The 22,097-nt window shown below is 74.7% G+C and carries 25 protein-coding genes and 2 pseudogenes; 16 read left to right on the forward strand and 11 right to left on the reverse strand.

Annotated features, from left to right (window positions below):
• Both ACWDRR_RS28145 and ACWDRR_RS28150 read left to right on the forward strand, forming a co-directional pair.
• A pseudogene (locus tag ACWDRR_RS28145) lies at positions 1-293 on the forward strand (acetyl-CoA C-acyltransferase); the annotation flags it as partial.
• Between the two features lie 79 nt (positions 294-372).
• Positions 373-1,404, forward strand: coding sequence for a LacI family DNA-binding transcriptional regulator (locus tag ACWDRR_RS28150; RefSeq protein ID WP_449775044.1), 1,032 nt, complete (start codon positions 373-375; stop codon positions 1,402-1,404).
• Positions 1,405-1,439: 35 nt separating this feature from the next.
• Here ACWDRR_RS28150 and ACWDRR_RS28155 read toward each other — a convergent pair whose 3' ends face one another.
• Complete coding sequence (locus ACWDRR_RS28155; RefSeq protein ID WP_449775045.1) at positions 1,440-2,207, reverse strand: alpha/beta fold hydrolase; 768 nt, start codon at positions 2,205-2,207, stop codon at positions 1,440-1,442.
• A gap of 269 nt (positions 2,208-2,476) precedes the next feature.
• Here ACWDRR_RS28155 and ACWDRR_RS28160 point away from each other — a divergent pair, with 269 nt between their 5' ends.
• The 3 genes from ACWDRR_RS28160 (at position 2,477) to ACWDRR_RS28170 (ending at position 3,934) form a co-directional block, all read left to right on the forward strand.
• Positions 2,477-2,923 carry an SRPBCC domain-containing protein gene (locus tag ACWDRR_RS28160; RefSeq protein ID WP_449775046.1) on the forward strand — a complete coding sequence of 149 codons (447 nt, stop codon included), beginning with the start codon at positions 2,477-2,479 and terminating at the stop codon, positions 2,921-2,923.
• Positions 2,920-3,273, forward strand: a complete 354-nt coding sequence (locus ACWDRR_RS28165) for an ArsR/SmtB family transcription factor (protein ID WP_449775047.1) — start codon at positions 2,920-2,922, stop codon at positions 3,271-3,273. The genes ACWDRR_RS28160 and ACWDRR_RS28165 overlap by 4 nt, the downstream gene beginning before the upstream one ends.
• A gap of 88 nt (positions 3,274-3,361) precedes the next feature.
• Positions 3,362-3,934: a hypothetical protein gene (locus tag ACWDRR_RS28170; RefSeq protein ID WP_449775048.1), complete on the forward strand. Its 573-nt coding sequence runs from the start codon at positions 3,362-3,364 to the stop codon at positions 3,932-3,934.
• Positions 3,935-3,973: 39 nt separating this feature from the next.
• Here the strand turns inward: ACWDRR_RS28170 and ACWDRR_RS28175 are convergent, their stop codons facing one another.
• The gene (locus ACWDRR_RS28175; protein WP_449775049.1) at positions 3,974-5,293 is read right to left on the reverse strand and encodes a CynX/NimT family MFS transporter; all 1,320 of its coding nucleotides are present in this window, start codon (positions 5,291-5,293) and stop codon (positions 3,974-3,976) included.
• 55 nt (positions 5,294-5,348) lie between these two features.
• Between ACWDRR_RS28175 and ACWDRR_RS28180 the strand changes: the two genes are divergently transcribed.
• Entirely contained in the window at positions 5,349-6,125 is a 777-nt protein-coding gene (locus ACWDRR_RS28180) for an AraC family transcriptional regulator (RefSeq protein ID WP_449775050.1), read from the forward strand.
• Positions 6,126-6,182: 57 nt separating this feature from the next.
• Here ACWDRR_RS28180 and ACWDRR_RS28185 read toward each other — a convergent pair whose 3' ends face one another.
• Positions 6,183-6,695, reverse strand: a complete 513-nt coding sequence (locus ACWDRR_RS28185) for a GNAT family N-acetyltransferase (protein ID WP_449775051.1) — start codon at positions 6,693-6,695, stop codon at positions 6,183-6,185.
• A gap of 87 nt (positions 6,696-6,782) precedes the next feature.
• On the opposite strand from ACWDRR_RS28185, the gene ACWDRR_RS28190 reads away from it, so the two are divergent.
• Positions 6,783-7,910, forward strand: coding sequence for a hypothetical protein (locus tag ACWDRR_RS28190; protein WP_449775052.1), 1,128 nt, complete (start codon positions 6,783-6,785; stop codon positions 7,908-7,910).
• Positions 7,911-8,061: 151 nt separating this feature from the next.
• On the forward strand, positions 8,062-9,030 hold the full coding sequence (locus tag ACWDRR_RS28195) for a hypothetical protein (RefSeq protein ID WP_449775053.1): 969 nt from the start codon (positions 8,062-8,064) through the stop codon (positions 9,028-9,030).
• Between the two features lie 26 nt (positions 9,031-9,056).
• Here the strand turns inward: ACWDRR_RS28195 and ACWDRR_RS28200 are convergent, their stop codons facing one another.
• The 3 genes from ACWDRR_RS28200 to ACWDRR_RS28210 form a co-directional block, all read right to left on the reverse strand.
• Positions 9,057-10,277, reverse strand: coding sequence for a glycosyltransferase (locus ACWDRR_RS28200; protein WP_449775054.1), 1,221 nt, complete (start codon positions 10,275-10,277; stop codon positions 9,057-9,059).
• A gap of 292 nt (positions 10,278-10,569) precedes the next feature.
• Entirely contained in the window at positions 10,570-11,493 is a 924-nt protein-coding gene (locus ACWDRR_RS28205; protein ID WP_449775055.1) for a cation diffusion facilitator family transporter, read from the reverse strand.
• A 1-nt stretch (position 11,494) separates the two neighbouring features.
• Positions 11,495-11,776 carry an ArsR/SmtB family transcription factor gene (locus ACWDRR_RS28210; RefSeq protein ID WP_449775129.1) on the reverse strand — a complete coding sequence of 94 codons (282 nt, stop codon included), beginning with the start codon at positions 11,774-11,776 and terminating at the stop codon, positions 11,495-11,497.
• A gap of 264 nt (positions 11,777-12,040) precedes the next feature.
• Between ACWDRR_RS28210 and ACWDRR_RS28215 the strand changes: the two genes are divergently transcribed.
• Positions 12,041-12,460: a TOBE domain-containing protein gene (locus tag ACWDRR_RS28215; RefSeq protein ID WP_449775056.1), complete on the forward strand. Its 420-nt coding sequence runs from the start codon at positions 12,041-12,043 to the stop codon at positions 12,458-12,460.
• A 72-nt stretch (positions 12,461-12,532) separates the two neighbouring features.
• On the opposite strand, the gene ACWDRR_RS28220 is transcribed toward ACWDRR_RS28215, so the two are convergent.
• Positions 12,533-12,982, reverse strand: coding sequence for a molybdopterin-dependent oxidoreductase (locus ACWDRR_RS28220; RefSeq protein ID WP_449775057.1), 450 nt, complete (start codon positions 12,980-12,982; stop codon positions 12,533-12,535).
• 499 nt (positions 12,983-13,481) lie between these two features.
• On the opposite strand from ACWDRR_RS28220, the gene ACWDRR_RS28225 reads away from it, so the two are divergent.
• The 3 genes from ACWDRR_RS28225 (at position 13,482) to ACWDRR_RS28235 (ending at position 17,082) form a co-directional block, all read left to right on the forward strand.
• Positions 13,482-15,125, forward strand: a complete 1,644-nt coding sequence (locus ACWDRR_RS28225) for a PucR family transcriptional regulator (RefSeq protein ID WP_449775058.1) — start codon at positions 13,482-13,484, stop codon at positions 15,123-15,125.
• Between the two features lie 165 nt (positions 15,126-15,290).
• Positions 15,291-15,668, forward strand: coding sequence for a YciI family protein (locus tag ACWDRR_RS28230; RefSeq protein ID WP_449775059.1), 378 nt, complete (start codon positions 15,291-15,293; stop codon positions 15,666-15,668).
• A gap of 139 nt (positions 15,669-15,807) precedes the next feature.
• A complete protein-coding gene (locus tag ACWDRR_RS28235) occupies positions 15,808-17,082 on the forward strand; it encodes an RNA polymerase sigma factor (RefSeq protein ID WP_449775060.1) in 1,275 nt (424 codons plus the stop codon).
• On the opposite strand, the gene ACWDRR_RS28240 is transcribed toward ACWDRR_RS28235, so the two are convergent.
• Positions 17,048-17,515, reverse strand: a complete 468-nt coding sequence (locus ACWDRR_RS28240; RefSeq protein WP_449775130.1) for a MarR family winged helix-turn-helix transcriptional regulator — start codon at positions 17,513-17,515, stop codon at positions 17,048-17,050. The two genes, ACWDRR_RS28235 and ACWDRR_RS28240, sit on opposite strands and share 35 nt — an antisense overlap.
• 145 nt (positions 17,516-17,660) lie before the next feature.
• Here ACWDRR_RS28240 and ACWDRR_RS28245 point away from each other — a divergent pair, with 145 nt between their 5' ends.
• The 3 genes and pseudogenes from ACWDRR_RS28245 to ACWDRR_RS28255 all read left to right on the forward strand — a co-directional run bounded on the left by ACWDRR_RS28245 (position 17,661) and on the right by ACWDRR_RS28255 (position 19,493).
• Complete coding sequence (locus ACWDRR_RS28245) at positions 17,661-18,443, forward strand: dioxygenase family protein (RefSeq protein WP_449775061.1); 783 nt, start codon at positions 17,661-17,663, stop codon at positions 18,441-18,443.
• Between the two features lie 231 nt (positions 18,444-18,674).
• A pseudogene (locus tag ACWDRR_RS28250) lies at positions 18,675-18,902 on the forward strand (response regulator transcription factor); the annotation flags it as partial.
• Positions 18,903-18,914: 12 nt separating this feature from the next.
• Positions 18,915-19,493, forward strand: coding sequence for a maleylpyruvate isomerase N-terminal domain-containing protein (locus tag ACWDRR_RS28255; protein ID WP_449775062.1), 579 nt, complete (start codon positions 18,915-18,917; stop codon positions 19,491-19,493).
• A 123-nt stretch (positions 19,494-19,616) separates the two neighbouring features.
• Here ACWDRR_RS28255 and ACWDRR_RS28260 read toward each other — a convergent pair whose 3' ends face one another.
• The 3 genes from ACWDRR_RS28260 to ACWDRR_RS28270 are packed head-to-tail and all read right to left on the reverse strand — an operon-like array spanning position 19,617 to position 21,128.
• A complete protein-coding gene (locus tag ACWDRR_RS28260) occupies positions 19,617-19,997 on the reverse strand; it encodes a VOC family protein (RefSeq protein WP_449775063.1) in 381 nt (126 codons plus the stop codon).
• A 58-nt stretch (positions 19,998-20,055) separates the two neighbouring features.
• Complete coding sequence (locus ACWDRR_RS28265; RefSeq protein ID WP_449775064.1) at positions 20,056-20,673, reverse strand: GNAT family N-acetyltransferase; 618 nt, start codon at positions 20,671-20,673, stop codon at positions 20,056-20,058.
• Entirely contained in the window at positions 20,670-21,128 is a 459-nt protein-coding gene (locus ACWDRR_RS28270; protein ID WP_449775065.1) for a group II truncated hemoglobin, read from the reverse strand. The genes ACWDRR_RS28265 and ACWDRR_RS28270 overlap by 4 nt, the downstream gene beginning before the upstream one ends.
• A gap of 174 nt (positions 21,129-21,302) precedes the next feature.
• Here ACWDRR_RS28270 and ACWDRR_RS28275 point away from each other — a divergent pair, with 174 nt between their 5' ends.
• On the forward strand, positions 21,303-22,076 hold the full coding sequence (locus ACWDRR_RS28275; protein ID WP_449775066.1) for an SDR family NAD(P)-dependent oxidoreductase: 774 nt from the start codon (positions 21,303-21,305) through the stop codon (positions 22,074-22,076).
• Positions 22,077-22,097 lie beyond the last annotated feature (21 nt).

Here is a 22,097-nt window from a genome sequence, read left to right on the forward strand (position 1 = left end):
AGCAGGCGCTGCGCCGCGCCGGCCTCACCATCGACGACATCGACCTCGTCGAGATCAACGAAGCCTTCGCCGCCCAGGTCATCCCCTCCTACCGCGACCTGGGCATCGACCTCGACCGCCTCAACGTCAACGGCGGCGCCATCGCCGTCGGCCACCCCTTCGGCATGACCGGCGCCCGCATCACCACCACCCTGATCAACTCCCTCCAGTGGCACGACAAGCAGTTCGCCCTGGAGACCATGTGCACCGCGGGGGGCCAGGGCATGGCGATGATCCTCGAACGGCTCGGCTGACGTCGCCCGCAGCCGGTCCGCGCCGCTTCGCGACCGACTTCTCCGGGCCTGGTCAGAGGTGGTGTGTAGGCTCGCGGACATGGTGAGGGTGACGCGGGACGACGTGGCGCGCGCGGCGGGAACGTCGACGGCGGTGGTCAGCTATGTGATCAACGACGGGCCGCGGCCGGTGGCGGCGGCCACCCGGGCCCGCGTGCTGGCGGTGGTCGAGGAGCTGGGGTACCGGCCGAACCGGGTCGCCCAGGCCATGGCCCGGCGGCGGACCAACCTGATCGGCATGGTCGTGCCGGACGCCCGGCAGCCGTTCTTCGCCGGGCTCGCGCACATGGTGGAGCAGGCGGCCGCCGAGCGCGGCCGGCTGCTGCTGATCGGCAACTCCGACTACGCCGACGAGCGCGAGGCGCACTACATCCGGGCCTTCCTCGGCATGCAGGTGGACGGGCTGATCCTGGTCACCCAGGACCCGTCGGTGCCCGGGGTGGCCGGCTTCGAGGCCACCGACGGCACTCCCGTCGTGCTGCTGCACCACCGGGCGGAGACCGAGCGCGGGGCCGCCGTCGTCGCCGACGACGACGGCGGGGCGCGCGAGGTGGTGCGGCACCTGCTGGGCCACGGCCACGCCGAAGTCCACTGCTTCGGAGGGACGTTCGCGCTCAGCCCGAACGACCCGGTGACCTCCCGCACCGCCGGCTGGGCGGCCGCCCTGGCCGGGGCCGGCCTGCCCACCGAGGGCCGGCTGACGCCCGCGCCGTTCGACCGGGTCCGCGCGCACGCCGAGGCACTGGCGCTGCTGGCCCGGCCCGACCGGCCGTCCGCGGTGTTCTGCGCGACCGACGACCAGGCGATCGGCCTGCTGCGCGCCGCCGACGACCTCGGCATCCGGGTGCCGGAGGACCTCGCGGTGGCCGGCTTCGACGACATCGCGGAGGCCGTCATCGCCGGCCCGCCGCTCACCACCGTCGCCACCGCCCAGGACGCGATGGCCCGGGCCGCCGTCGACCTCGTCCTGACCGCCAAGGCGAACGAGGAGCCCGTCCCCGCGGGCGCGCACACCTTCCCCGCCCGCATGGTGCTCCGCCGCTCCTGCGGCTGCCCGGGGTCCGCCGACTAGCGGGCGCCGGGGCTGTCCGCCGGAGCCCGGAGGGGTCAGGCGCCGGCAGGGAGTTCGGTGCCCAGGAAGTCGAGCAGCAGGGCGTTGAGCTCCTCCGGGCGCTCCAGGGCGGGCAGGTGGCCCGCCCAGGGGAGGTCGAGGCGGCGGGCGCCGGCGATGCGGTCGGCGAGGTGGTCGGCGATCCGCTGGAAGTCCGGGAAGTCGTGCGCGCCGGTGACGAGCAGGGTGGGCGCCGTGACGGCGGACAGGTCGGTGTCGACCTTGATCTGTCCGAACTCCTCGGTGGCGGCCAGCTGGACCTCGAAGGCGTGCTGCTGCATCTCCCGCACCAGCGCGTGGGCCGCCTCGTCCGCGTCGGGGCCCAGCCAGGTCTCCACGTTGAGCGCGGTCGCCCCGGCGACGTCCCCGGCCTCGATCAGCGCGTCCTCGCGCTCGCCGAACGCCCGGAGCGCGGCGCTGGGCTCCTGCCCGGCCAGCGCCGTGCAGAGCAGCGCGAGCGCCGTCACCCGCTGCGGCCACCGGGCCGCCACCGCCAGCGCGACCCGGCCGCCGCCGGAGGCCCCGACCAGTGCGGCACGCTCGACCCCGAGCCGGTCCAGGAGGTCCACGACGTCCTGGGCGTTGTCGTACGGCCGGTCCGGAACCGGCGTCCCGCCGAAGCCCCGCAGGTCGCAGCGGATGACCCGCAGACCGGCTCCGACCAGGGCGGACACCTGCCGGTCCCACATCCGCCGGTCGCAGACCGTGGAGTGCACCAGGACCACCGCCGGGCCGCTTCCGGCCACATCATGAGAAATGATCATCGCGCCACCTTAGGGGTCGCCCGCGCAGCGCGCCTCCGATTTCCCTCCTGGCGCAATGCCCCTCCGCGACTCCCCGTCCGCACGCCCCGCCCGTCCGTCCCGGCCCTCGGAGGCCCCCGTGGCCCGGCTCCACATCCGTACCGGCGTCGCTCGCGCCGTCACCCGGGGCGTCGGGCCGCACCCCGATACGCGCAACTCTGGAGTTGCACCTCGCGGACCGACGTGCAACTCTGGAGTTGCACGCATTGGCAGCGACGAAGGAGTCCCTCATGAGTGACGACCGGATCGAGCGCGAGACCCTGATCGAGGCGTCCCCGGAGCGGGTCTGGGAGCTGGTGGCCCAGCCCGGGTGGTGGGTGGCCGAGGAGGCGAGCCTGCCCGGCACCGTGGCGCGGGAAGGCGAGTCGATGGTGGCGAAGAACCCCGAGTACGGCGACTTCCCGGTGCGGGTCGAGAAGGTCGAGCCGCCGACCTACCTCGCCTACCGCTGGGCCAGCGCCTTCCCCGGCGAGGAACTGCGCGCGGACAACAGCACCCTCGTGGAGTTCACGCTGATCCCGGAGGGCGACCGGACGCGACTGCGCGTCGTCGAGAGCGGATTCGCGGCCCTGGCCGGATCCGAGGAACTGCGCGACAAGGCGGTCGAGGACAACACCGGCGGATGGCCGCAGGTGCTCGACGCGTTCCGCAAGCGCGCCGAACAGCCGTCCGCATGACCGACGAGGGCCGCGGCGGCGCCGAGCCGGTCGACGACGTCCTCGCCGCCCTCGCCGACCCGACGCGGCGTCAGCTGCTCGACCTGCTGGCCGAGCAGGGCCGGGCCACCGCGACCACGCTCGCGGAACGCCTGCCCGTCTCCCGGCAGGCGGTGGTCAAGCACCTCGCCGTCCTGGACGGCGCCGGGCTGGTCACCGCCGCCCGGGTCGGCCGCGAGGTGAGGTACGCGGTGCGGCCGGCGGCGCTCGACGCCACCGCCCGGTGGATGGCCTCCCTCGCTGCCGACTGGGACCGACGCCTGGCGACCGTCAAGCGCCTCGCCGAGGCCGCCGAGCGGGACGCACGGTAGGCGGCGGAGCCGGGTCCGCCGCCGGATCCAGGGCGACCACCCGCCCCCCGCGCCCGCGCCCGCGGACCCTGGGCGTAGTGTGCGTGCGGTGAACGAACTGATCTTCCGGGGGAAAGACCGGTACCGTCCGTCCTGGCCGCAACTCGGCTTCCTGGGCGTCTTGTTGGTTGCCCAGGGGGCGCTGGCCGTCTTCCGGCTCGGCGCGGTGGGCTTCTTCTGGATGGTCGGCGGGACGGCCGCGATCGTCGGCCCCGCCCTGCTCATCTCGCGCCGGTGCTGGAGTTCGGTCGGCGCCGCCGGGATCACCATCTGCTGGGGCATCGGACGGCGCGGCCGCACCTACCCCTGGCAGGAGATCCGCTGGATCGACGTGCGCGAGACCAAGAGCCAGTACGGGTCGTCGTTCGCGGTCCGGATGACCATGGTCGGCGGGAAGCGGCGCACACTGCCCGGCCTCCAGCACAGCGACACCTACCCCGCTCCCGACTTCGACGAGCAGTTCCACCGGGTCGTCAACTGGTGGGAGCTGAGCACGGACCAGGCCGCCCGGGTCCGGCCGCCGAAGCAGCTCCGGGACCGGCTGACGCCCACGGTGGCCGGCGTCGTCGCCGGGATCCTCATCGCCGTCGTCACCGGGCTCGTCTTCGCCGCACGGGGCTAGGGTCGTGCGGATCCTGCCGGGCTCGCGGGCTCCGGCCGTTCAGGAGGACGCCAGCACGTGGCGGTCGCGGCTCGCGCCGAAGGCCGCGACGGTCTGCGCGACGAGCACGGCGAGCAGCACGGCGACCGGCAGCGACCACCCCCCGCTCGCGGAGTGCAGCAGGCCGAGACCGAGCGGGCCCAGGCAGGCGATGAGGTAGCCGGTCCCCTGGGCCATCGTCGAGAGCCGGCCGGTGTGGTGCGCGTCGGGCGAGCGGGCGACGATGTAGCCGAGGGCGAGACCGATGGCGACGCCCTGGCCCAGTCCGAGGACGGTCATCCAGAGGTAGGCGCCCGACACGGGGGACGTGAGCAGGCCGACGAAGCCGGTGGCGCACAGCAGGGCGGCCGCCAGGGGCGCGACGAAGGCCGGGCGCAGACGCTGCTGCAGCCAGGGGGCCGCGAAGGACGCGGCCATGCCGGGGAAGCTGGAGAAGGAGAGCATCCATCCGGCCTGACCGCCGCTCATGCCGTGGTCCTGCAGCAGCGTCGGCAGCCAGGCGAGGATCGCGTAGTAGCCGAGGGACTGCAGCCCCATGTACAGGGTCACCGCCCAGGCGGTTCGGTCGCGCCACAGCGCCCTGCGGGCGGGTGCGGCGGTGTCGGTTCCTCCTCGCTCCACCGGCTCCCGTCGCCGGCGGTCCGGGGAACGCCGGTCGTGGGAACGCCGGTCGTGGGAACGCCGGTCCGGCACGAGCAGTTCGGGAAGCCAGGCGAGAGCGGCGACGAGGGACGGGATCGCCCACAGCGCGAGCACCTGCCGCCAGCCCCAGCCGGTGGCCGACTCCAGCGGGACGACGACGCCCGCGGCGAGCGCGGCTCCGCCGGACAGGGCCAGCGAGTAGCAGCCGAGCATCAGCCCGGCGCGGCCGGCGAAGTCGTGCTTGATGAGCTGCGGCATGAGGACGTTGCCGACCGCGATCGCCGCGCCGGCGACCAGGGTGCCGCCGAACAGGGCGAGCACCCCCGGGGCCGAGCGCAGCACGATGCCGCCGGTCAGCGCGAGCAGCGCGTACCACAGCAGGTGGTGGGGTCCGAAGCGGCGGGTCAGCCGGGGCGCGAGGAACGCGAACGCACCGAAGCAGACGACCGGCACCGTCGAGAGGGCTCCGCCGCCGAACGATGAGAGGTGTTCGTCGTGCTCGACCTCCGTGAGGACGGGGGACAGGGACGCGACGGCGATGCGCAGGTTCAGCGCGGCCAGGCTGAACGCGACGGCGGCTCGTACGGTGCGCGCCCCGGCCGGTCCGGGAAGGGACGGCCGCCGGGACGACGCCGACGGGCGGGCCGCTGGGGCCTGATGGGTCACTGGGCTGTTCATGCCGTCCACTCTCGGGCGGAGCCGGGGCGGCGGGCCACCGATAGGATGCCAATCCATGAGGGAAACCCGCCACCTTGATCCCGCGGAACGCGGCCGCATCGTCCTGGCGCACGGGCAACGGCTGCCCACTCATGCCCACGACCGCGGTCACCTGGTCTATCCGGCCACCGGCGTGCTGTCCGTGACCACCGCCGGGGGTACCTGGATCGCTCCGCCGACCCGGGTGGCGTGGACTCCCGCGGCCTTCGAGCACCACCACACCGCGCACGGCAACGCGGACATGCGGATCCTGTTCCTGTTCGACGCACTCGCCGCCCGGCTGCCCGCGCACCCGGCCGTGCTCACCGTCTCCGGGCTGGCCCGCGAAGCCCTGCTCGCCCTCACGGCCGGGGAGGCGGACACCGGCGGGCGGGCGCCGGAGGCGGTCGACCGGCTGCACGCGGTCGTCGTCGACGAGCTCACCGCGGCGCCCGAGCAACCGCTGCACCTGCCCGAGCCGGCCGACGACCGGCTCCGGGCGCTGACCGGCATCCTCTACGCCGACCCCGCCAATCAGCAGACGCTCGCCGAGCTCGGCGCGCGCGTCGGGGCGAGCGAGCGTACGCTCAGCCGGCTCTTCGGGCAGGAACTCCGGATGAGTTTTCATCAGTGGCGCACTCAGCTCCGCGTCCACCACGCGCTCACCCGGCTCGCCGCGGGGAAGTCCGTCACCGACACCGCCCTCGCCTGCGGCTGGGCCAATCCGACGACCTTCATCGAGGCTTTCGCCGCTCTCGTCGGCGAGACCCCCGGCCGCTACCGCAAGCGCCAACTCCCCGCCAACGGCGGCTAGTTCCCCAGCCGGCCGGCTCTTCCGGGTCGGCCGGTTCTTCCGGGTCGGCCGGCCCCGCTACCCGAGCTCGTCCGCCAGCAGGTCCATCAGCAGGTTGTCGTGCCAGGTGCCGTCGGTGCCGCGCTCGTACTGGCGCATGGTGCCCACGGGACGGAAGCCGACCTTGGTGTAGCAGCGGATCGCCGCCGCGTTGTCCGCCGCCGGGTCGATGATCAGGCGGTGGTAGTGGTGGTCGGTGATCAGGTGGCGGGCCAGGGTGCGGACGGCGTCGGTACCGAGGCCGCGGCCGTGGTGGGCGGGGTCGAGGTAGATGTCCATGCCCGCGTGGCGGTACTCGTCGTCGTTGTTGGCGTACCACTGGATGGCGCCCGCCACCTGCCCGCCAGCCAGGATCACCAGGGTCTCGGTGTCCGGCTCCTTGAGGTCGTCGGCGACGGCGACGGCGAGGTCGTCGCCACCGCGCCAGCGGGCGTAGACCTCGGGCGTGGCGCGGATGGCCACGAGCGCCGGGACGTCGTCCGCCGTCGCGGGGCGGAGGGTGACGTGACTGCCGTGCAGAATCGTGCCCATATAAGGCATGTTTGCACGGAAAAGGGTATTCGGCGAGCCTTTTTCGGCGTTGCATTCACCCCCTCCCACCAGGGATGATTCGCCGCCGTGACACATTTCCTGATCTTTCTCGTGGCCGTCCTCGTCTACTTCGCGGTGAAGAAGTCCCGTGCCTCCAAGGCGGCGGAGTGGGCCGCGGGCCAATTCGACGCGGCCGCGTTCGGCCTGGTCCCCCGCGAGCGGCTCGACCCGCGCCGTTCCGGGCCGCCGATCTCCGACGAGCGGCGTCAGCGCTCCCAGTCGATAGCCGACGCCGCCTGGGGCGGGGACTGGCGGCCGGCCGCCGCCCACGTGGAGGCGGCGGGCCAGGACTGGGAGGAGCGCTGGTCGCGGCTGGAGCTGCTGGCGAGCATCGCCAACGAGGACGACGCGTGGCTGACGGCCTGGCGCACCGCGGACCCGAACAGCTGCGACGCGGCCACCCTGGAGGCCAAGCAGATGGTGCACCGCGCCTGGGCGATCCGGGGGTCCAAGTACGCGCACGAGGTGCCGGCCGAGGACATGGCGACGTTCCGCCAACTGCTGCCCGCCGCGGTCGAGGCGGCCCGCCGGGCCGCCCTGCTGGCACCGGCCGACCCGGCCCCGTGGGTGGTGATGGTGACGACGGCGCGCGGCGCGCAGTACCCGCCGGAGCAGTTCGAGCCGCTCTGGGCCGGGCTGGTCGAGCGCGCGCCGCACCACTACGAGGCGCACTGGCAGGGCATGCAGTACTGGTGCGCCAAGTGGTTCGGCTCGGACAAGCAGATGCTGGCGTTCGCCGAGCGGGCGATGGACGAGGCACCGGCCGGGAGCCCGCTGCCGGGCGTCTACCTGCACGCGCTGTCCGAGCTGGAGAAGCGCAAGACGCTCGGGTCCACGCTGCCCGGCGGGAAGGCCGAGGAGCGGCTGAAGAGGGTGGCGGCGGCCCTGGCCTCCGTCCCGGCGGACGACGAGCGGCTGCCGATGCTGCGGCACCTGCTCGCGTACTACTGCGGCAAGGCCGGGCTGCACGCGGAGGCGCTGGAGCAGTTCCGGCTGATCGGCCGCTGGTGCGGGGCTTCGGTCTGGGCGGACCAGGGCGATCCGGCGGCGGTCTTCGACCTCGCGCGCGGTACGGCGGTGAAGCTCTCGGGGGCGCAGCCGCTGTCGCCCGAGCTGCGGCCCACCAAGGACGCGGATCATCACTACAGCGGGTAATCATTTCATTTCGGAGCGTGCTGACGGGCCGTCATTTGGGTGTACCGTGACCGCCAGAAGCGGATCGCCCCCGAAGAATGGGGCGAGCCCGGCAACGTGTTGACGCACGCGGCCGGGCTCTTCATCCGCCTAGTGGAAGACGCCACTGACGATGCTCCTGCATGCTATCGCGCCCTCGCGCGACTTCACCCAGATTGCCAACTCCCTGGTGTGGGACGACGAGTTGTCGGACTCCGCCTTTCGACTGCTTGTACGAGCCCTGGCCCTGGGCCCCGCGAAGGCCCGCGCCACCACGGTGACCGCACTGGCCGCCGGACTCGCCGGCGGCCGCATCACCACCGACCGCGCCCGCCACCAACTCGCCGACGCCGGGCTGCTGCACACCACGCGGCGGCGCGGGGCGGCCGGGCAGGTGCGGACCGAATCCCTGCTCTCCAACGTACCGTTGGGCGCGGCGGAGGCGGAGCGGCTGTTCGACGAGCATTTCGAGCACGCCCGGCGGGACGGGAACGACAACCCGCCGGGTGCCGGGAAACGCACCCGCGGGACGTCGTCCGCCCGGGCGTCCGGCACCGCCCTCCCGGGGGTGAAGACCAGGGTGAACACCTCCCCCCTCCCTCCCCCACCGGCACCCGAACCCGCCTCGGACGGACCCGGGTTCGCCTCGGACGGACCCGGGTTCGCCTCGGACAAAGCCGGATTCGCCGAGGCCGAGCGCGCGCTGCTGGAGCTGCGCCGGATCGACCCCCGGCTGACCCTCGGGGCCCGCGAGGTACGGCGGTTGGCACCGCTGGCCGCCGAGTGGCTGGCCAGGGGCGTGAGTTCGGCCGCCCTGCGCGCCGCACTGACCAGCGGCCTGCCCGATCAGGTCAAGTCCCCTGCCGCACTGCTGCGTTGGCGCCTGGAGGGCAAGCTGCCCGCCCGGGCGGAACCGGGCACGGTGGCGGCGCCCGCCTCCTGCGACGGCTGCGACCGGGCCTTCCGCCCGGTGGACGGCGAGCAGCGGTGCGGGAGTTGCCGCACCGAGGCCGCCGCACGCCCCACCGCCGGCACACCGGCCGACCCGAGGCGGGTGGACTGGCGCGCCCTGGTGGCCCGGGTCACCGCGACGGCGGGGTAGCGAGGCGGCGGGGACGCCGGCGGTCCCTACCGCCCGACGCCGTCGAGCAGCAGCTTCGCGGCCGCCGTCGCTCCGTCGGCACGGAACGCGCCGGCCACGGCGGCGGCCCGCTCGCGGGTCTCGGGCAGCAGCGCCACCTTGAGGGCGGCCGACAGGGACTCGGCGGTCGGCGTCGGACCCTCGTGCGCCGCGCCGATGCCCAGGGCCGCCACCCGGCTCGCGAAGTACGGCTGGTCCGCCCCCTGCGGCACCACCACCTGGGGCGCGCCCGCCCAGGTGGCCGTCGTCGTGGTACCGGCGCCGCCGTGGTGCACGACGGCGGCCGATCGGCGGAACAGCGCCTGGTGGTTGACCTCGCCGACGACGAAGCAGTCGTCCCGGTCGTCGACCCGCGCCAGCTCGGCCCAGCCCCGGGAGAGCACCGCGCGACGGCCCTGGCCGCGGATCGCCTCGACGACCACCGCGGCGACGTTCTCCGGGTCGCGCATCGGGATGCTGCCGAAGCCCACGTAGACCGGCGGCGTGCCGGCGTCCAGGAACTCCACCAGGTCGGCGGGGAGCGGGCGTTCGTCGGGCAGGACCCACGCGCCGGTCTGCACCACGTCCAGGCCCGCCGGCCGCTCCCACGGCGCCAGGGTCGGGTCCGCGGCCAGCCACGGCCGGTCGGTGAAGACGTGGTCGCGGATGTTGTCCACCGGCGGCAGGCCGACCGTCACCCGGTGGCCGTTGACCGCCTCGCCGAACACCTCCTGCGCGTCCACCGCGTCCTGGTCCCACAGCACCTGGTTGTCGGTCACGTCCTCGCGGAGCGGCCGGCCCGGCCGCGGGATCGGCGGGTGGTGCGGCGACGGCAGGCTGACCGGCTGGTAGCTCGCGTACACGTAGCGGATGCCCAGCTTCTCGGCCACCGCCTTCACCCCGGCCGCGGCCGGCACCAGGCCGGTCGCCACCAGGACGTCGCACCCCTCGGCCACGGCGCCGACGTTGTCGTAGAACGCGGCGACCATCTCGGCCGCCCGCCGGGGCAGGCCCCCCGGCGACGGCGGCGTCCTCCCGGTCACCAGGTCGCGCACCGACTGCCCGGTCGGCACCAGCTCCACGCCGACCGCGGCCAGCCGCTTCGCGAACTCCTCGTCCGGCGGCGCGCACACCAGTACGTCGGCGCCGAATTCCCGCAGCCGCACCGCGAGTCCGACCAGCGGCTCGACGCCACCGCGCGAATCGTACGCAGACAACACCACGCGCATTCGGTACTCCCCGTTTCCTGAAGATCCTGGCTTCGAGCGGAGATTCTGCGGCATGACCGGGGCCTTGCCGCAAGGGCCCCGGTGCGCTATAAGTTGAGAGTGGAAAGGAGTGGGTTCTCCTTCTTTCCTTCTGCCGTCCACAGTTGACGGTCCCTCTCCTCGCAGAGCCGTGCGGCGCTCGTCCGCCGCGCCACCGGCAACAGTGCCGCGCCGAAGCCGCTCGGGCGCCCCCACGCGGACCCGCCCGCCCCGGCGCGATCACGCCGGGGCGGGCGGCAACTCCCGTGCAACCTCAGGCGTGCGCCGCCTCCCCGCACAGCCGGCGGCCGGCGGGCTCCACCTGGAGCGTCGCGTGGGCGATGCCGAAGTGGTCGGCGACGCAGCGACGCAGGCGGGTGAGGAGGTCGGCGGCCGGGGTGCCGTCCGCGACCACGTGGGCGGTCAGGACGGGCATGCCCGAGGTGATCGTCCAGGCGTGCAGGTCGTGGACCTCGCGGACGCCGTCCTCGGCGAGGAGGTGGGTGCGGAGTTCGGCGAGGTCGACGTCCTTGGGGGTGGCCTCCAGCAGGACGCGCAGGGCGTCGCAGCCCAGCAGATAGGCGCGCGGCAGGATCATCACACCGATGAGCAGCGAGGCGATCGGGTCGGCGTACTGCCAGCCGGTGAGCTGGATGGCGACGGCGGCCGCGATGGCGGCGACCGAGCCGAGGGCGTCGCCGAGCACCTCCAGGTAGGCGCCGCGCAGGTTGAGGCTGTGGTCCTTGCCGCCGCGCAGCAGGACGACGCCGACCAGGTTGGCGGCGAGGCCGATCAGCGCGACGGTCAGCATCAGCCCGCCCCGGACCTCGACGGGCTCGCCGAACCGGCGGACGGCGCCGTAGGCGACCCAGGCGAAGACGCCGATCAGCAGGACGGCGTTGGCGAGGGCGGCCAGGATCTCCAGCCGGTAGTGGCCGAAGGTGCGGCGCAGGGTGGGCGAGCGCTGGGCGATCTGGACGGCGAGCAGCGCGAGCGTGACGCCGGAGAGGTCGGTGAGCATGTGCCCGGAGTCGGCGAGCAGGGCGAGGCTGCCGGAGAGCAGGCCGCCGATGACCTGGAGGACGAGCACGGCGGCGGTGACGGTGATGGTCAGCAGCATCCGGCGGCGGTAGGCGCCGCTGACGGTGGCCGGAGCGGTGGCCGGGTCGGCGGCGGCGGGACCGTGGTTCGCACCCATGTCAGTGCTCCTCTCGGGCGGGCTCGGCGGGCAGGACGGCGGCGAGCAGGTCCCGCAGGGCGTGGGCGAGGCGGTCGTCGGCCAGGTGGTAGCGGGTGCGGCGGCCCTCGGGGACGGTCCGCACCAGGCCGCAGTCGCGCAGACAGGCGAGGTGGTTGGAGACGTTGGCCCTGGTCAGGCCCAGTTCCTCGGCGAGGTCGGCCGGGTAGTGCGGGGCGGCGAGCAGGGCGAGCAGGATGCGGCGCCGGCTGGTGTCGGCGAGGGCCTTGCCGACCCGTTCCATGGCCGCTTCCTGCGCCTCGGCGGGCAGGTGCGGGTTGCGGGGGTTCGCGGCGGTCGGTTCCATGGCTCCAACAGTACAGTCATCGCTGAATTCAGCAAGTGCTGAACTGTCACGCGCGGCAGATGCGAGCCCGCCGGGCCTCTCGCCCTGGCAGCTGCGACGGGCCGTCAGACCATTCCTGACCTGCGGTTTTCCTGCCGCTAGGGTGGGTGGCGGCACGATCGGAAACCTTCATTTCCCTGATCGAAAGACGAGGCACCCCTCATGAGCCTGAGCATCCGCAACCAGCTGTCCGGCACCGTCACCGCCGTCACGACGGGCGAGGTCATGGCCACCGTGAAGGTCCGGCTCACCTCCGGCCAGGAACTCACCGCGGCGGTCACCGTCGACGCCGTCAAGGACCTCGGCCTCGGCACGGGCAGCGCGGTCCGGGCACTGGTGAAGTCGACCGAGGTGTCGCTGGCCACCGGCCCGGTCGCCGGACTGAGCATCCGCAACCAGATCCCGGGCACGGTGGCGGAGGTGGCGACCGGCGGCGCGATGGCCGGGGTGAAGGTCGAGGTCGCGGACGGCGAGCTGACCGCCGCGATCACCGCCGACGCGGCCGCGGACCTGGAGCTGGCCGCCGGCTCGACCGTCGTCGCACTGATCAAGTCGACCGAGGTCTCGCTCGCCACCGCCTGAGCGCGCACGCGGGCCGAGGACGCGGGCCGACGCGAGGGCCCGCGCATGGGCCCGCGCGCGGGCCCGACGGGCTCAGCCCGTCGGCTCGTCCAGCGGGCCGAGCCAGACGGCCGTGACGCCGCTGACGTAGCGGGCACCGCAGTGGTCGTCCGGGACGACCAGCTGCGGCCCCGCCTCGTCCAGCGGAGCGCCGTCCATGCTGGTGGCGAGCAGCATCCGCCGGCCGCCGAACTCGGGGTCGATCTCCGCCCAGGAGACGACGGCCCGGTGGCCGTCGGCGCCGCTGACCGAGAGCAGGAAGCGCAGCCGCTGCTTGCGGCCGGTGAAGTCGATCCGGGGGCCGGCGGCGCGCAGGACGTCCCAGAGGGCGGGGCCCTCGTAGCCGTGCCGCTGCTCGCCCTCGGAGAGGCAGTCGAAGCTGACCCGGACGCGGTGGGCGGGCAGGGCCCGCAGTTGCTCGACGGTCAGCTCGGCGGGCCGGTCGAGGTGGCCGTGCAGCCGGACTTTCGCGGACGCTCCCATGGCTCACGCTCCTCCCGGGCTGCGCCGGTGCACTCCGGTGCGCCCCGGGAGGAAACGTACCCGAGCGGGCATCACGGCACTCGCAGCTGCGGCCATGAAAGGAAGAATTCAGCCGCAGCTGCGAGGGAAGAACAGACTTTCAGCCAGTATCCGCCGCCTCCGTGACAACCCCGGAGGCGGGCCGGAACCACTCCCGACGCGCGGCGCCGAGGTCGACGGGGCCCGGGCCCGTCGCGGACGCGGTGGGGCCTTCGCGCCGTGTGGGGCGCGCCGGAGGAGACACTGCGGCGCGCCCCGCACCGATTGAAGCAGTGCGGCAATGGGGCGGACGACTGGATCCGAACACCATCCGCAGGGGTCCGCGCTGGAGGATCCACCAAGAGGGATTACCGGCCTCCAGGCTTGCATTTACGATGCCCATGCGCGGTCCAACCTGGCAGGTGCGAGCCGCCTCACGGGGTGCGGGCCACCGCCCCGCGCACTGCACAAGGAGCGAGAGATGATCGTCGGAGACCTGCTGGACCTGGACGACCTGGCCATCCGGTTGGCCTGGGGCACGCCCGAGCTGCTCGCCCGCCAGGTCGCCGGGATCAGCTCCACCGACCTCCAGGACCCGGCCCGCTACCTCCAGCCCGGCGAACTGGTCCTGACCGGTCTGGTCTGGTGGCAGCCCAGCGACGGTTCGGGTGCGCTGCGCTTCGCCACCGCGCTGCGCAGCGCGGGCGTCGCCGCGCTGCTGGCCGGCGAGGGCACCCACGGCAGCGTCCCGGAGAGCCTGGTGGACGCCTGCCGCACGCACGGCATCCCGCTGCTCGCCGTCCCCGCCGGGGTCAGCTTCCGCGCCGTCACCGACCGCGTCTACCTGCGGCTCTGGGGGGACCTCCGGGCCGGCGCGCAGGACGCGGCCGCGATACCCGACACCGTCCGTCGCGAACTCGCCGAGCTGATGCACGCGGGTACCGCGCCCGGGGAGGTGCTGGCGCACGCGGTGGGCCGGCTCGGTGTGCCGGACTGCTCCCTCGTCACGGCGGGCGGGCGGCAGGTCGCCGGCACCGCGCTGCCGATTCCGGCGGCCGTCGGGCGGGGCGACGGCGGGCTGCCGGTCGGCCCGCAGGACGCCTCGCCGTTCGACGGGTGGCGGCTGCGCCCGCACGTCCGCGAGGCGTGGGCGGAGCCGTTGCTCCAGGGGCTGGCCGAGCTGCTCGCCCCGCTCGCGGCCCGGGCGCACGCCGAGGCGGCCGCCCACCGGCGGGCGGCCGGGCAGTTGCTCGCCGCCCTGGCCGGGGACGGGCCCGCCGACCTCGCGGAACCGCTCGCCGCCTGCGGCCTGGCGGGCACCGGTACGCAACAGGGCGCCGGTGCGCAGCCGGGCACCGGTACGCAGCCGCACACCGGTACGCAGCCGCACGCCGGTGCTCAGCAGGGCGCCGGTGCTCAGCAGGGCACCGGCAGGCGGCCGGGTGCCGACCCGCAGCCGCTGGTCGCGGTGACCGCACGGATCGACCACGGCCCCGCGAACGGGACCCGGGCCGACGACACCCCGCCCGACTGGGCGGCGCACGCCCTCGCCGAGGCGCTGCACCCGCTGGCCGCCCCGTACGCCGCCGGAACGGACCAGGCCGGCCGGGCGGCCGCCCTGGTCGCCGCGCCCGCCGAGGCGGTGGCCGAACGGCTGCGGCGGGCCCGGCCCGCGCTCCAGGCCCGTCTCACCGGGCGACGGACGCTGCGGATCGGGATCGGCCCGGCCGCGCCGCCCACCCCCGACGCACTGCGGGCGGCGCTGGTCCAGGCCCGCTACCTGCTGGACGGCTCGGCCGGGCCGGTCGCCAGCACCGCGGAGCTGGACTCGCTGGCCGGCCTGCTGCGCGGCATCCCGCCGGAGGTCACCGCCGCCTTCCACGCCCGGCTGCTGGCGCCGCTCGCCGCCCACGACCGGGAGAACGGCGTCTCGCTGCTGGGCACCCTGGCGACCTTCCTGGACCACGACGGCTCCTGGGCCCGCACCGCCGAGACGCTCTGCATCCACGTCAACACCGTCCACTACCGCATCCGCCGCATCGAGGAGCTGACCGGCCGCAACCTCGCCCGCCTCCAGGACCGCCTCGACCTGCGCACCGCCCTCCTCTGCACCCCGGCCCGCTGAGCGGGGGTACTCCGAACGGACCCGGACCGGGGGCGGGGCCCCTGCGGTGGCCGCTCCCGGAATCTCTCGGAAGAATTTCGGGGCGGCTGTCGAAACGGCCGTTCCCCGTTCGACGCAGGGGTGAGAGGCGGGGAACGGCCCCGCCCTCCTGACCGAGGAGTCACCATGCCGCGCTTTATGTCGCTGATCCGTATCAACGAGCAGGACGCCCCGGACATGCAGTCGGCGGGCCCGGAGTTCGAGCAGCGGATGGGAGCGCTGTTCGAGGAGATCACCAAGGCCGGGGTGATGCTGGACACCGCCGGGCTGCTGCCGACCGCCGAGGGCACCCGGGTCACCTGGGAGGGCGGGAAGCTGAGCTTCACCGACGGGCCGTTCACCGAGACCAAGGAGGTCGTCGGCGGCTACGCCATCATGCAGTGCAAGGACAAGGCCGAGGCACTGGAGTGGACCAAGCGGTTCCTGGAGATCCACCCGGAGAGCTGGAAGGTCGGCGCGGAGCTGCGTCAGATCGACGGGAACACCACCCCGCCGGAGGCCTGATCCCGGGGCTCCGCCGCCCGGAGCCCCGGGCCCCGGAGCCTTGACCGCCGGTGCCCCGATCCCCCGGGGCTCCGACGCCCCGCGCCGGCCCGGCCGCCGTGGCCGCGTTTGCCCCGATCCGGTACGACTGCTCTGATGGGTGGCCGTGACGGAGAGCAGCGCGACCGCGGCGGTCGAGGCCGTGTTCAGGATCGAGTCCGCGCGGATCATCGCCGGTGTCACCCGCATCGTGCGGGACGTGGGCATCGCCGAGGAACTCGCGCAGGACGCGCTGGTCGCCGCGCTGGAGCAGTGGCCCGAGCAGGGCGTCCCGGACCGGCCGGGCGCCTGGTTGATGACGACCGCCAAGCACCGCGCGATCGACCTCGTCCGCCGCAAGGAGACGTACGCGCGCAAGCTCGCGGAGGTCGGGCGGACCCTGGAGGACGTGCCGCCGCCGGAGCCGGCCGGGCCGGACGACATCGACGACGACCTGCTGCGGCTGATCTTCACCGCCTGCCACCCCGTGCTGTCGGCGCAGGCCCGGATCGCGCTCACCCTGCGGCTGCTGGGCGGGCTCACCACCCAGGAGATCGCCCGGGCGTTCCTCACCACCGAGCCGGCCGTCGCCCAGCGGATCGTCCGGGCCAAGCGGACGCTCGCCACGGCGCGGGTGCCGTTCGAAGTCCCCTACGGCGAGGACCGGTCGGGCCGGCTCTCCTCCGTCCTGGAGGTCGTCTACCTGATCTTCAACGAGGGCTACGCCGCCACGGCCGGCGACGACCTGCTCCGGCCGGCGCTCTGCGAGGACGCGCTGCGACTGGCCCGGGTGCTCGCCGGGCTGGCCCCGCAGGAGCCCGAAGTCCACGGCCTGGCCTCCCTGTTGGAGTTCCAGGCGGCCCGGACGGCGGCCCGCACCGGGCCGGACGGGGAGCCGGTGCTGCTGGCCGACCAGAACCGCGCCCGCTGGGACCGGCTGCTGATCCGGCGCGGCTTCGCGGCGCTGCGGCGGGCCGGCACCGGTCCGTACTCGCTCCAGGCCGCGATCGCCGCCTGTCACGCGCAGGCGGCGCGCTACGAGGACACCGACTGGGCGATGATCGCCACGCTGTACGGGCGGCTGGCGGCGCTGGCGCCGTCCCCGGTGGTGGAGCTGAACCGGGCGGTGGCCGTCTCGATGGCCCAGGGACCGGCGGCCGCGCTGGAGCTGGTGGACGCACTGGCGGCGGAGCCGGCCCTGCGGGCGTACCACCTGCTGCCGAGCGTGCGCGGCGACCTGCTGGCGCGGCTCGGGCGGGCCGAGGAGGCCCGGGTGGAGTTCGAACGGGCGGCGGCGCTGGCCCGCAACGCACGGGAGCGCGAGCTGCTGCTGGAGCGGGCGGCGGCGGCCGGAGCCCCCGTTACGCCCGGTCGTCCAGGCGCAGCCGGGCGCTGACCTCGCCGAGGCCCTCGGCCAGCACGGCGAGCTGCTCGCGGCTGAGCACGTCGATCAGCAGCTCGCGGACCAGGGCGACATGGCCGGGCGCGGCCTGGCGCAGCATGTCGCGGCCCTGGTCGGTGAGTTCGGCGAAGACGCCGCGCACGTCGCTCGGACAGGAGCGGCGGCCGACCAGGCCCATCCGCTCCAGCTGGGTGACCTGGTAGGTCAGCCCGCTCTTGGAGGTGACCAGCTTCTCGGCCAGTTCGGTCATCCGCAGCGAGCCGGCCGGGGCGGCGGAGAGGTGCACCAGGATCTCGTACTGGGTGTGCGAGAGGCCCGAGTCCTCCTTGAGCTGGCGTTCCAGCCGGCGGTTCAGGAGATTGCTCGCGGTGACGAAACCCCGCCAGGCGGCCATCTCGTCGTGGTCCAGCCAGCGCGGTTCGTTCATGGAGGCCATGGAGGAAGCGTACTCCTGTTGTTCAAATTCGAACCAAGGTGTACGGTCGACGTGTCGAGGTTCAAAATTGAACTACTTTCCCCACGCGTCGGACCGACCGGACGCGTCGGACGAGCCGGAAGCGAGAGAAGCCGTCATGAGCACCGCCGCCCCCGGGCGCATGCCCGCCCTCTACCTCTCGCACGGCGCGCCGCCGCTCGCCGACGACGCGCTCTGGCCCGGCCAGCTGGCCGCCTGGTCCGCCGAGCTGCCCCGGCCCGAGGCGATCCTGATGGTCTCCGCCCACTGGGAGGAGGCTCCGCTGGCCCTCGGCGCCGTCACCACCGTGCCGCTGGTCTACGACTTCTGGGGCTTCCCCGAGCACTACTACCGGGTGCGGTACGCGGCCCCCGGCGCCCCCGCACTCGCCGAGCGCGTCCGCAAGCTGCTGCGCGCCCCCGGGACGCCCGTCCAGGACATCCCGGACCGCGGCCTGGACCACGGCGCCTACGTGCCGCTGGTGGAGATGTTCCCCGAGGCGGACATCCCCGTCCTCCAGGTCTCCCTGCCCACCCTGGACCCGCAGCGGCTGCTGGAGATCGGCCGCCGGCTCGCCCCGCTGCGCGACGAGGGCGTGCTGATCGTCGGCAGCGGCTTCTTCACCCACAACCTGCGGGCGCTCAGCTCCGACGGCCGGATCAGCTCGGTGATGGCCGAGTTCGACGACTGGGGCCGCCGCGCCCTGGAGGCCCGGGACGTGGACGCGCTGCTCGACTTCGAGCACAAGGCCCCGGCCGGGCGGCTCGCCCACCCGCGCACCGAGCACTTCGCCCCGCTGTTCGTCACCCTCGGCGCCGGCGAGGCCGACCTGGGCAGCCAGCGCAGCGTGATCGACGGGTTCTGGATGGGCCTGGCGAAGCGCTCGATCCAGCTCGGCTGACCGGCGCCGCCACCCCGGCCCGCCCGACCGGCCCACCTGCCTGCCTGCTCGGCCCGAGCTCCCGGGCCGGATCCGGAGGCCGGTACCGGGCCGCGGCCCACTCGGTGTGCGGCACCGAGGCGATGGTCGTCCGGGCCGCCGCTTCCGCCTGGTCCTGACCGCGCGCGGCGTCGACGTGGTCGGCGGGGCCGGTGACGGCGCCGAGGCCGTGGCCGCCGCGCGGAGGCTGCGGCCCCGGCCGTCCACCGGGGCCTCGCCGTCCTGACACCGCGCGAGCGCGAGGTGCTGACGCTCATGGGCCGGGGCCGCTCCAACGCCGAACCGGCCGCGGAACTCACGCTCAGCGAGGCGACCGTGAAGACCCCTGTGGCGCGGATCCTCGCCGAACCGACCCTGCGCGACCGGCCCCGGGCCGTCGTCCTCGCCCACGGGACGGGGCTCGTCGCGCCGGGCGGGTGAGAGGCTGCCCCCATGAACGGTGACGACGTCCGGGCCGCGCTCGGCGAACTGCAGCGCACGCTCGGCCCGCACACCGGCGACGGCCGGGCCTGGGCGGCGCCGGCCGGGCCCCTGGAGTGGAGCTGCCGGGAGACCGCCGTCCACCTCGCGCACGACCTGCTCGGCTACGCCGGCCAGCTCGCCGGCCGGCCCGCCGACGGGTACCTGCCGTTCGACCTCACCGTGCCGGCCGAGGCCGGGCCCGGCGAGGTGCTGGCGGTGGTGGCGGCCTGCGGCCGGCTGCTGGCCACCGCCCTGGACGCCGCGCCGCCCGACCTGCGGGCCTGGCACTACGGGCCCTGCGACCCGGCCGGGTTCGCCGCGATGGGGGTGGCCGAGCTGCTGCTGCACACCAACGACATCACCCTCGGCCTCGGCCTGGCCCGGCAGCCGCCCGCCGGGCTCTGCGCGGCGGTGCTGGAGCGGCTCTTCCCCGGGGCGCCGGCCGGCGAGCCGGCGGCCGTCCTGCTCTGGTGCACCGGGCGGGGCGAGCTGAACGGCCGCCCGCGCAGGGCCTCGTGGACCTGGCGGGCGGCCGTGGCCGAAGAGTGACCGGCGGCCAGGAGCCGGCCAGCGGGTGACCGGCGGCCAGGAGCCGGCCCGCGGGTGACCGGCGGCCAGGAGCCGGCCCGCGGGTGACCGGCGGCCAGGAGCCGGCCGAAGAGTGACCGGCGGTCAGGAGGTGGCGATCCGCTCGGCGGCGCTGCGCTCGACGCAGAACTCGTTGCCCTCGATGTCCGCCATGGTCACCCAGCCCTTGCCGTCCGAAGTCCGGTGATCGCCCAGGACGGTGGCACCCAGCGCCAGCAGGCGCTCCACCTCCTCGTCCCGGGTGCGGTCCTGCGGCTGGAGATCCAGGTGGACGCGGTTCTTCGCCACCTTGCCCTCGGGCACCTGGATGAACAGCAGTGCGGCGCCCGGCGTCTCCACCAGCGCCTCCGGGTCCCCCGGGTTGTCGTCCTCGCTCACCGTGCTGTCCAGCACCTTCGCCCAGAACTCGGCGAGCTCGAAGGGGTCGGCGCAGTCGATCGTCACATGTCGTACAAGAGAAGCCATGCGGGCCACTCTGGCCGCCCCTCCGGCCGCCGTCCAATCCTTTCCGCCGGGGCGGGGCCTACGCGGCCGGCGGGGCCGGGCGGCTGTGCAGGTGGCCGTCCAGGGGGTACTCCGGCGGCCTGGCCCGGAGGACGCCGGCGAGGTGGTAGCCGGTCTTCCCGGCCACCCGGCAGGAGGCCGCGTTGTCCACCTGGTGGAGCAGGTCGAGCCGGACCAGTCCGTCCGCCGCGAAGGCCGCGAACGCCCAGCGGGTGAGCGCCTCCAGCGCGCGCGGGGCCACGCCCCGGCCGCGGGCGGCGGCCGCCGTCCAGTAGCCCACCTCGGCCGTCGCCGCGCCGGGCGTGCCGCGCTTGAGCACCACGTTGGCGACCAGCGTGGCGGGGCCGTCCTCGACGGCGGACCCGACGGCAGGCCCGGCGGCGGCCCCGGCGGCGGCCCCGGCGGCCGACCCGCCGAACGGCTCCAGGACGGCGAAGCTGTACCGCTCGCCGTCCGCCCGGCCGCGGTGCTGCAGGTCCAGCCACCGGGCCGCCTCGTCCAGGTCCGTCAGCGGGATCCGGGTGAAGCGGCGCAGCGTCTCGTCCCGGTAGATCTCGACCAGGGCGGCCGCGTCCTCGTCCCGGAACGGGCGCAGCACCAGGCCTTCGGCGGCGGGGAGTTCGGTGGCGACCGTCACCGCAGGCCCTCCCAGCCCCAGCGCGGCGTCGGGCCCGGGTCCCCGAGGTCCTCGCCGACGGGTGCCGCCGACACGTCCTTGGCGATCTTCGTGCCCCAGTCGAAGTACTCCAGCACCCGGCGGCGCAGCAGTTCGTCGTCGGGCAGCTCCTGCCGCACGGCGGCGCCCATCAGCTCCATCCAACGCCCGCGCTGCTCCTCGGTGATGGCGAGGCCGAGGTGCGAGCGGAGCAGCGACTGGTGCCCGCCGAGCTCGGCGGTGAAGCGGGCCGGGCCGCCGAAGATCTCGGCCAGCCAGACGGCGACGTGTTCGATGTGGGTGGTGGTGAAGTTCGCGAAGACGGGCTTCAGCACCGGGTCGGCCAGGACACCCTCGTAGAAGGTGTTGCTGAGGCGGCGGAGCGCCTCCATGCCCCCCAGGGCGTCGTACAGGCTCTCGGGTCGTTCGTCGCTCATGCGTGTTTCTCCCCGTTCGAGTGCGTGGCACCTTCCTAGCAGCCCGCCCGCCCGCGGCCGCCCGCGACCGGCCCCTGTTCGCGCCCGGCACAGCAAGCGGAGGCGGGCGTTCCCCGCCCCGTCCCGGCGGCGGCTTGACCTTGCCACTGGCGGCAGGGTCGGAGGCTGGGCGGCATGAACGCACACACGCAGCAGCAGACGGCCCCCCGCATCGTGCTGGTCACCGGCGCCGGGACGGGGATCGGCCGGGCCACCGCGCAGGCCTTCGCGGCGCAGGGGCCGGAGGTCGGGGTGGTGGCGGTCGGACGGCGGCCCGAGCCGCTGGCCCGGACCGCGGACGGTGCCCCCGGGCGGATCCACCCGCTGGTCGCGGACATCACCGGCGCCGACGCCCCCGAGGCGGTCGTGCGGGAGGTGCTGGACCGGTACGGGCGGCTGGACGTCCTGGTGAACAACGCCGGGATCGTCCGCGCCGGCGCCCTCGGCGGGCTCACCCGGGAGGCGGTCGCGACGCAGCTCGCGACCAATCTGACCGCCGCCGTCCTGCTCGGCCAGGCGGCCCTGGCGCCGCTGGAGGCGAGCCGGGGCGTGATCGTCAACGTCACGACGTCGGTCGGCCAGCGGGGCTGGCCGGGCAACGCGGTGTACGCGGCGAGCAAGGCCGCGCTGGAGTCGGTCACCCGCAGCTGGGCGGTCGAGCTGGCGCCGCGCGGCGTGCGGGTGGTGGCGGTGGCGCCCGGGGCGATCGAGACCCCGATCGGCGAGCACTCCGGGCTCGACGCCGGACAGCGGGAGGCCGTCCGGCGGTGGCAGATCGCCCGCACCCCGCTCGGGCGGATCGGCCGGCCCGCCGAGGTGGCCTGGGCGATCACGCAACTCGCCTCGCCGCAGGCCTCGTTCGTCACCGGAGTAGTGTTGCCCGTGGACGGCGGCGCCGTCGTGGGGTGAGCCGGGCGGCTCGCCCCGGGT

This window comes from Kitasatospora sp. NPDC003701, from assembly GCF_053587085.1.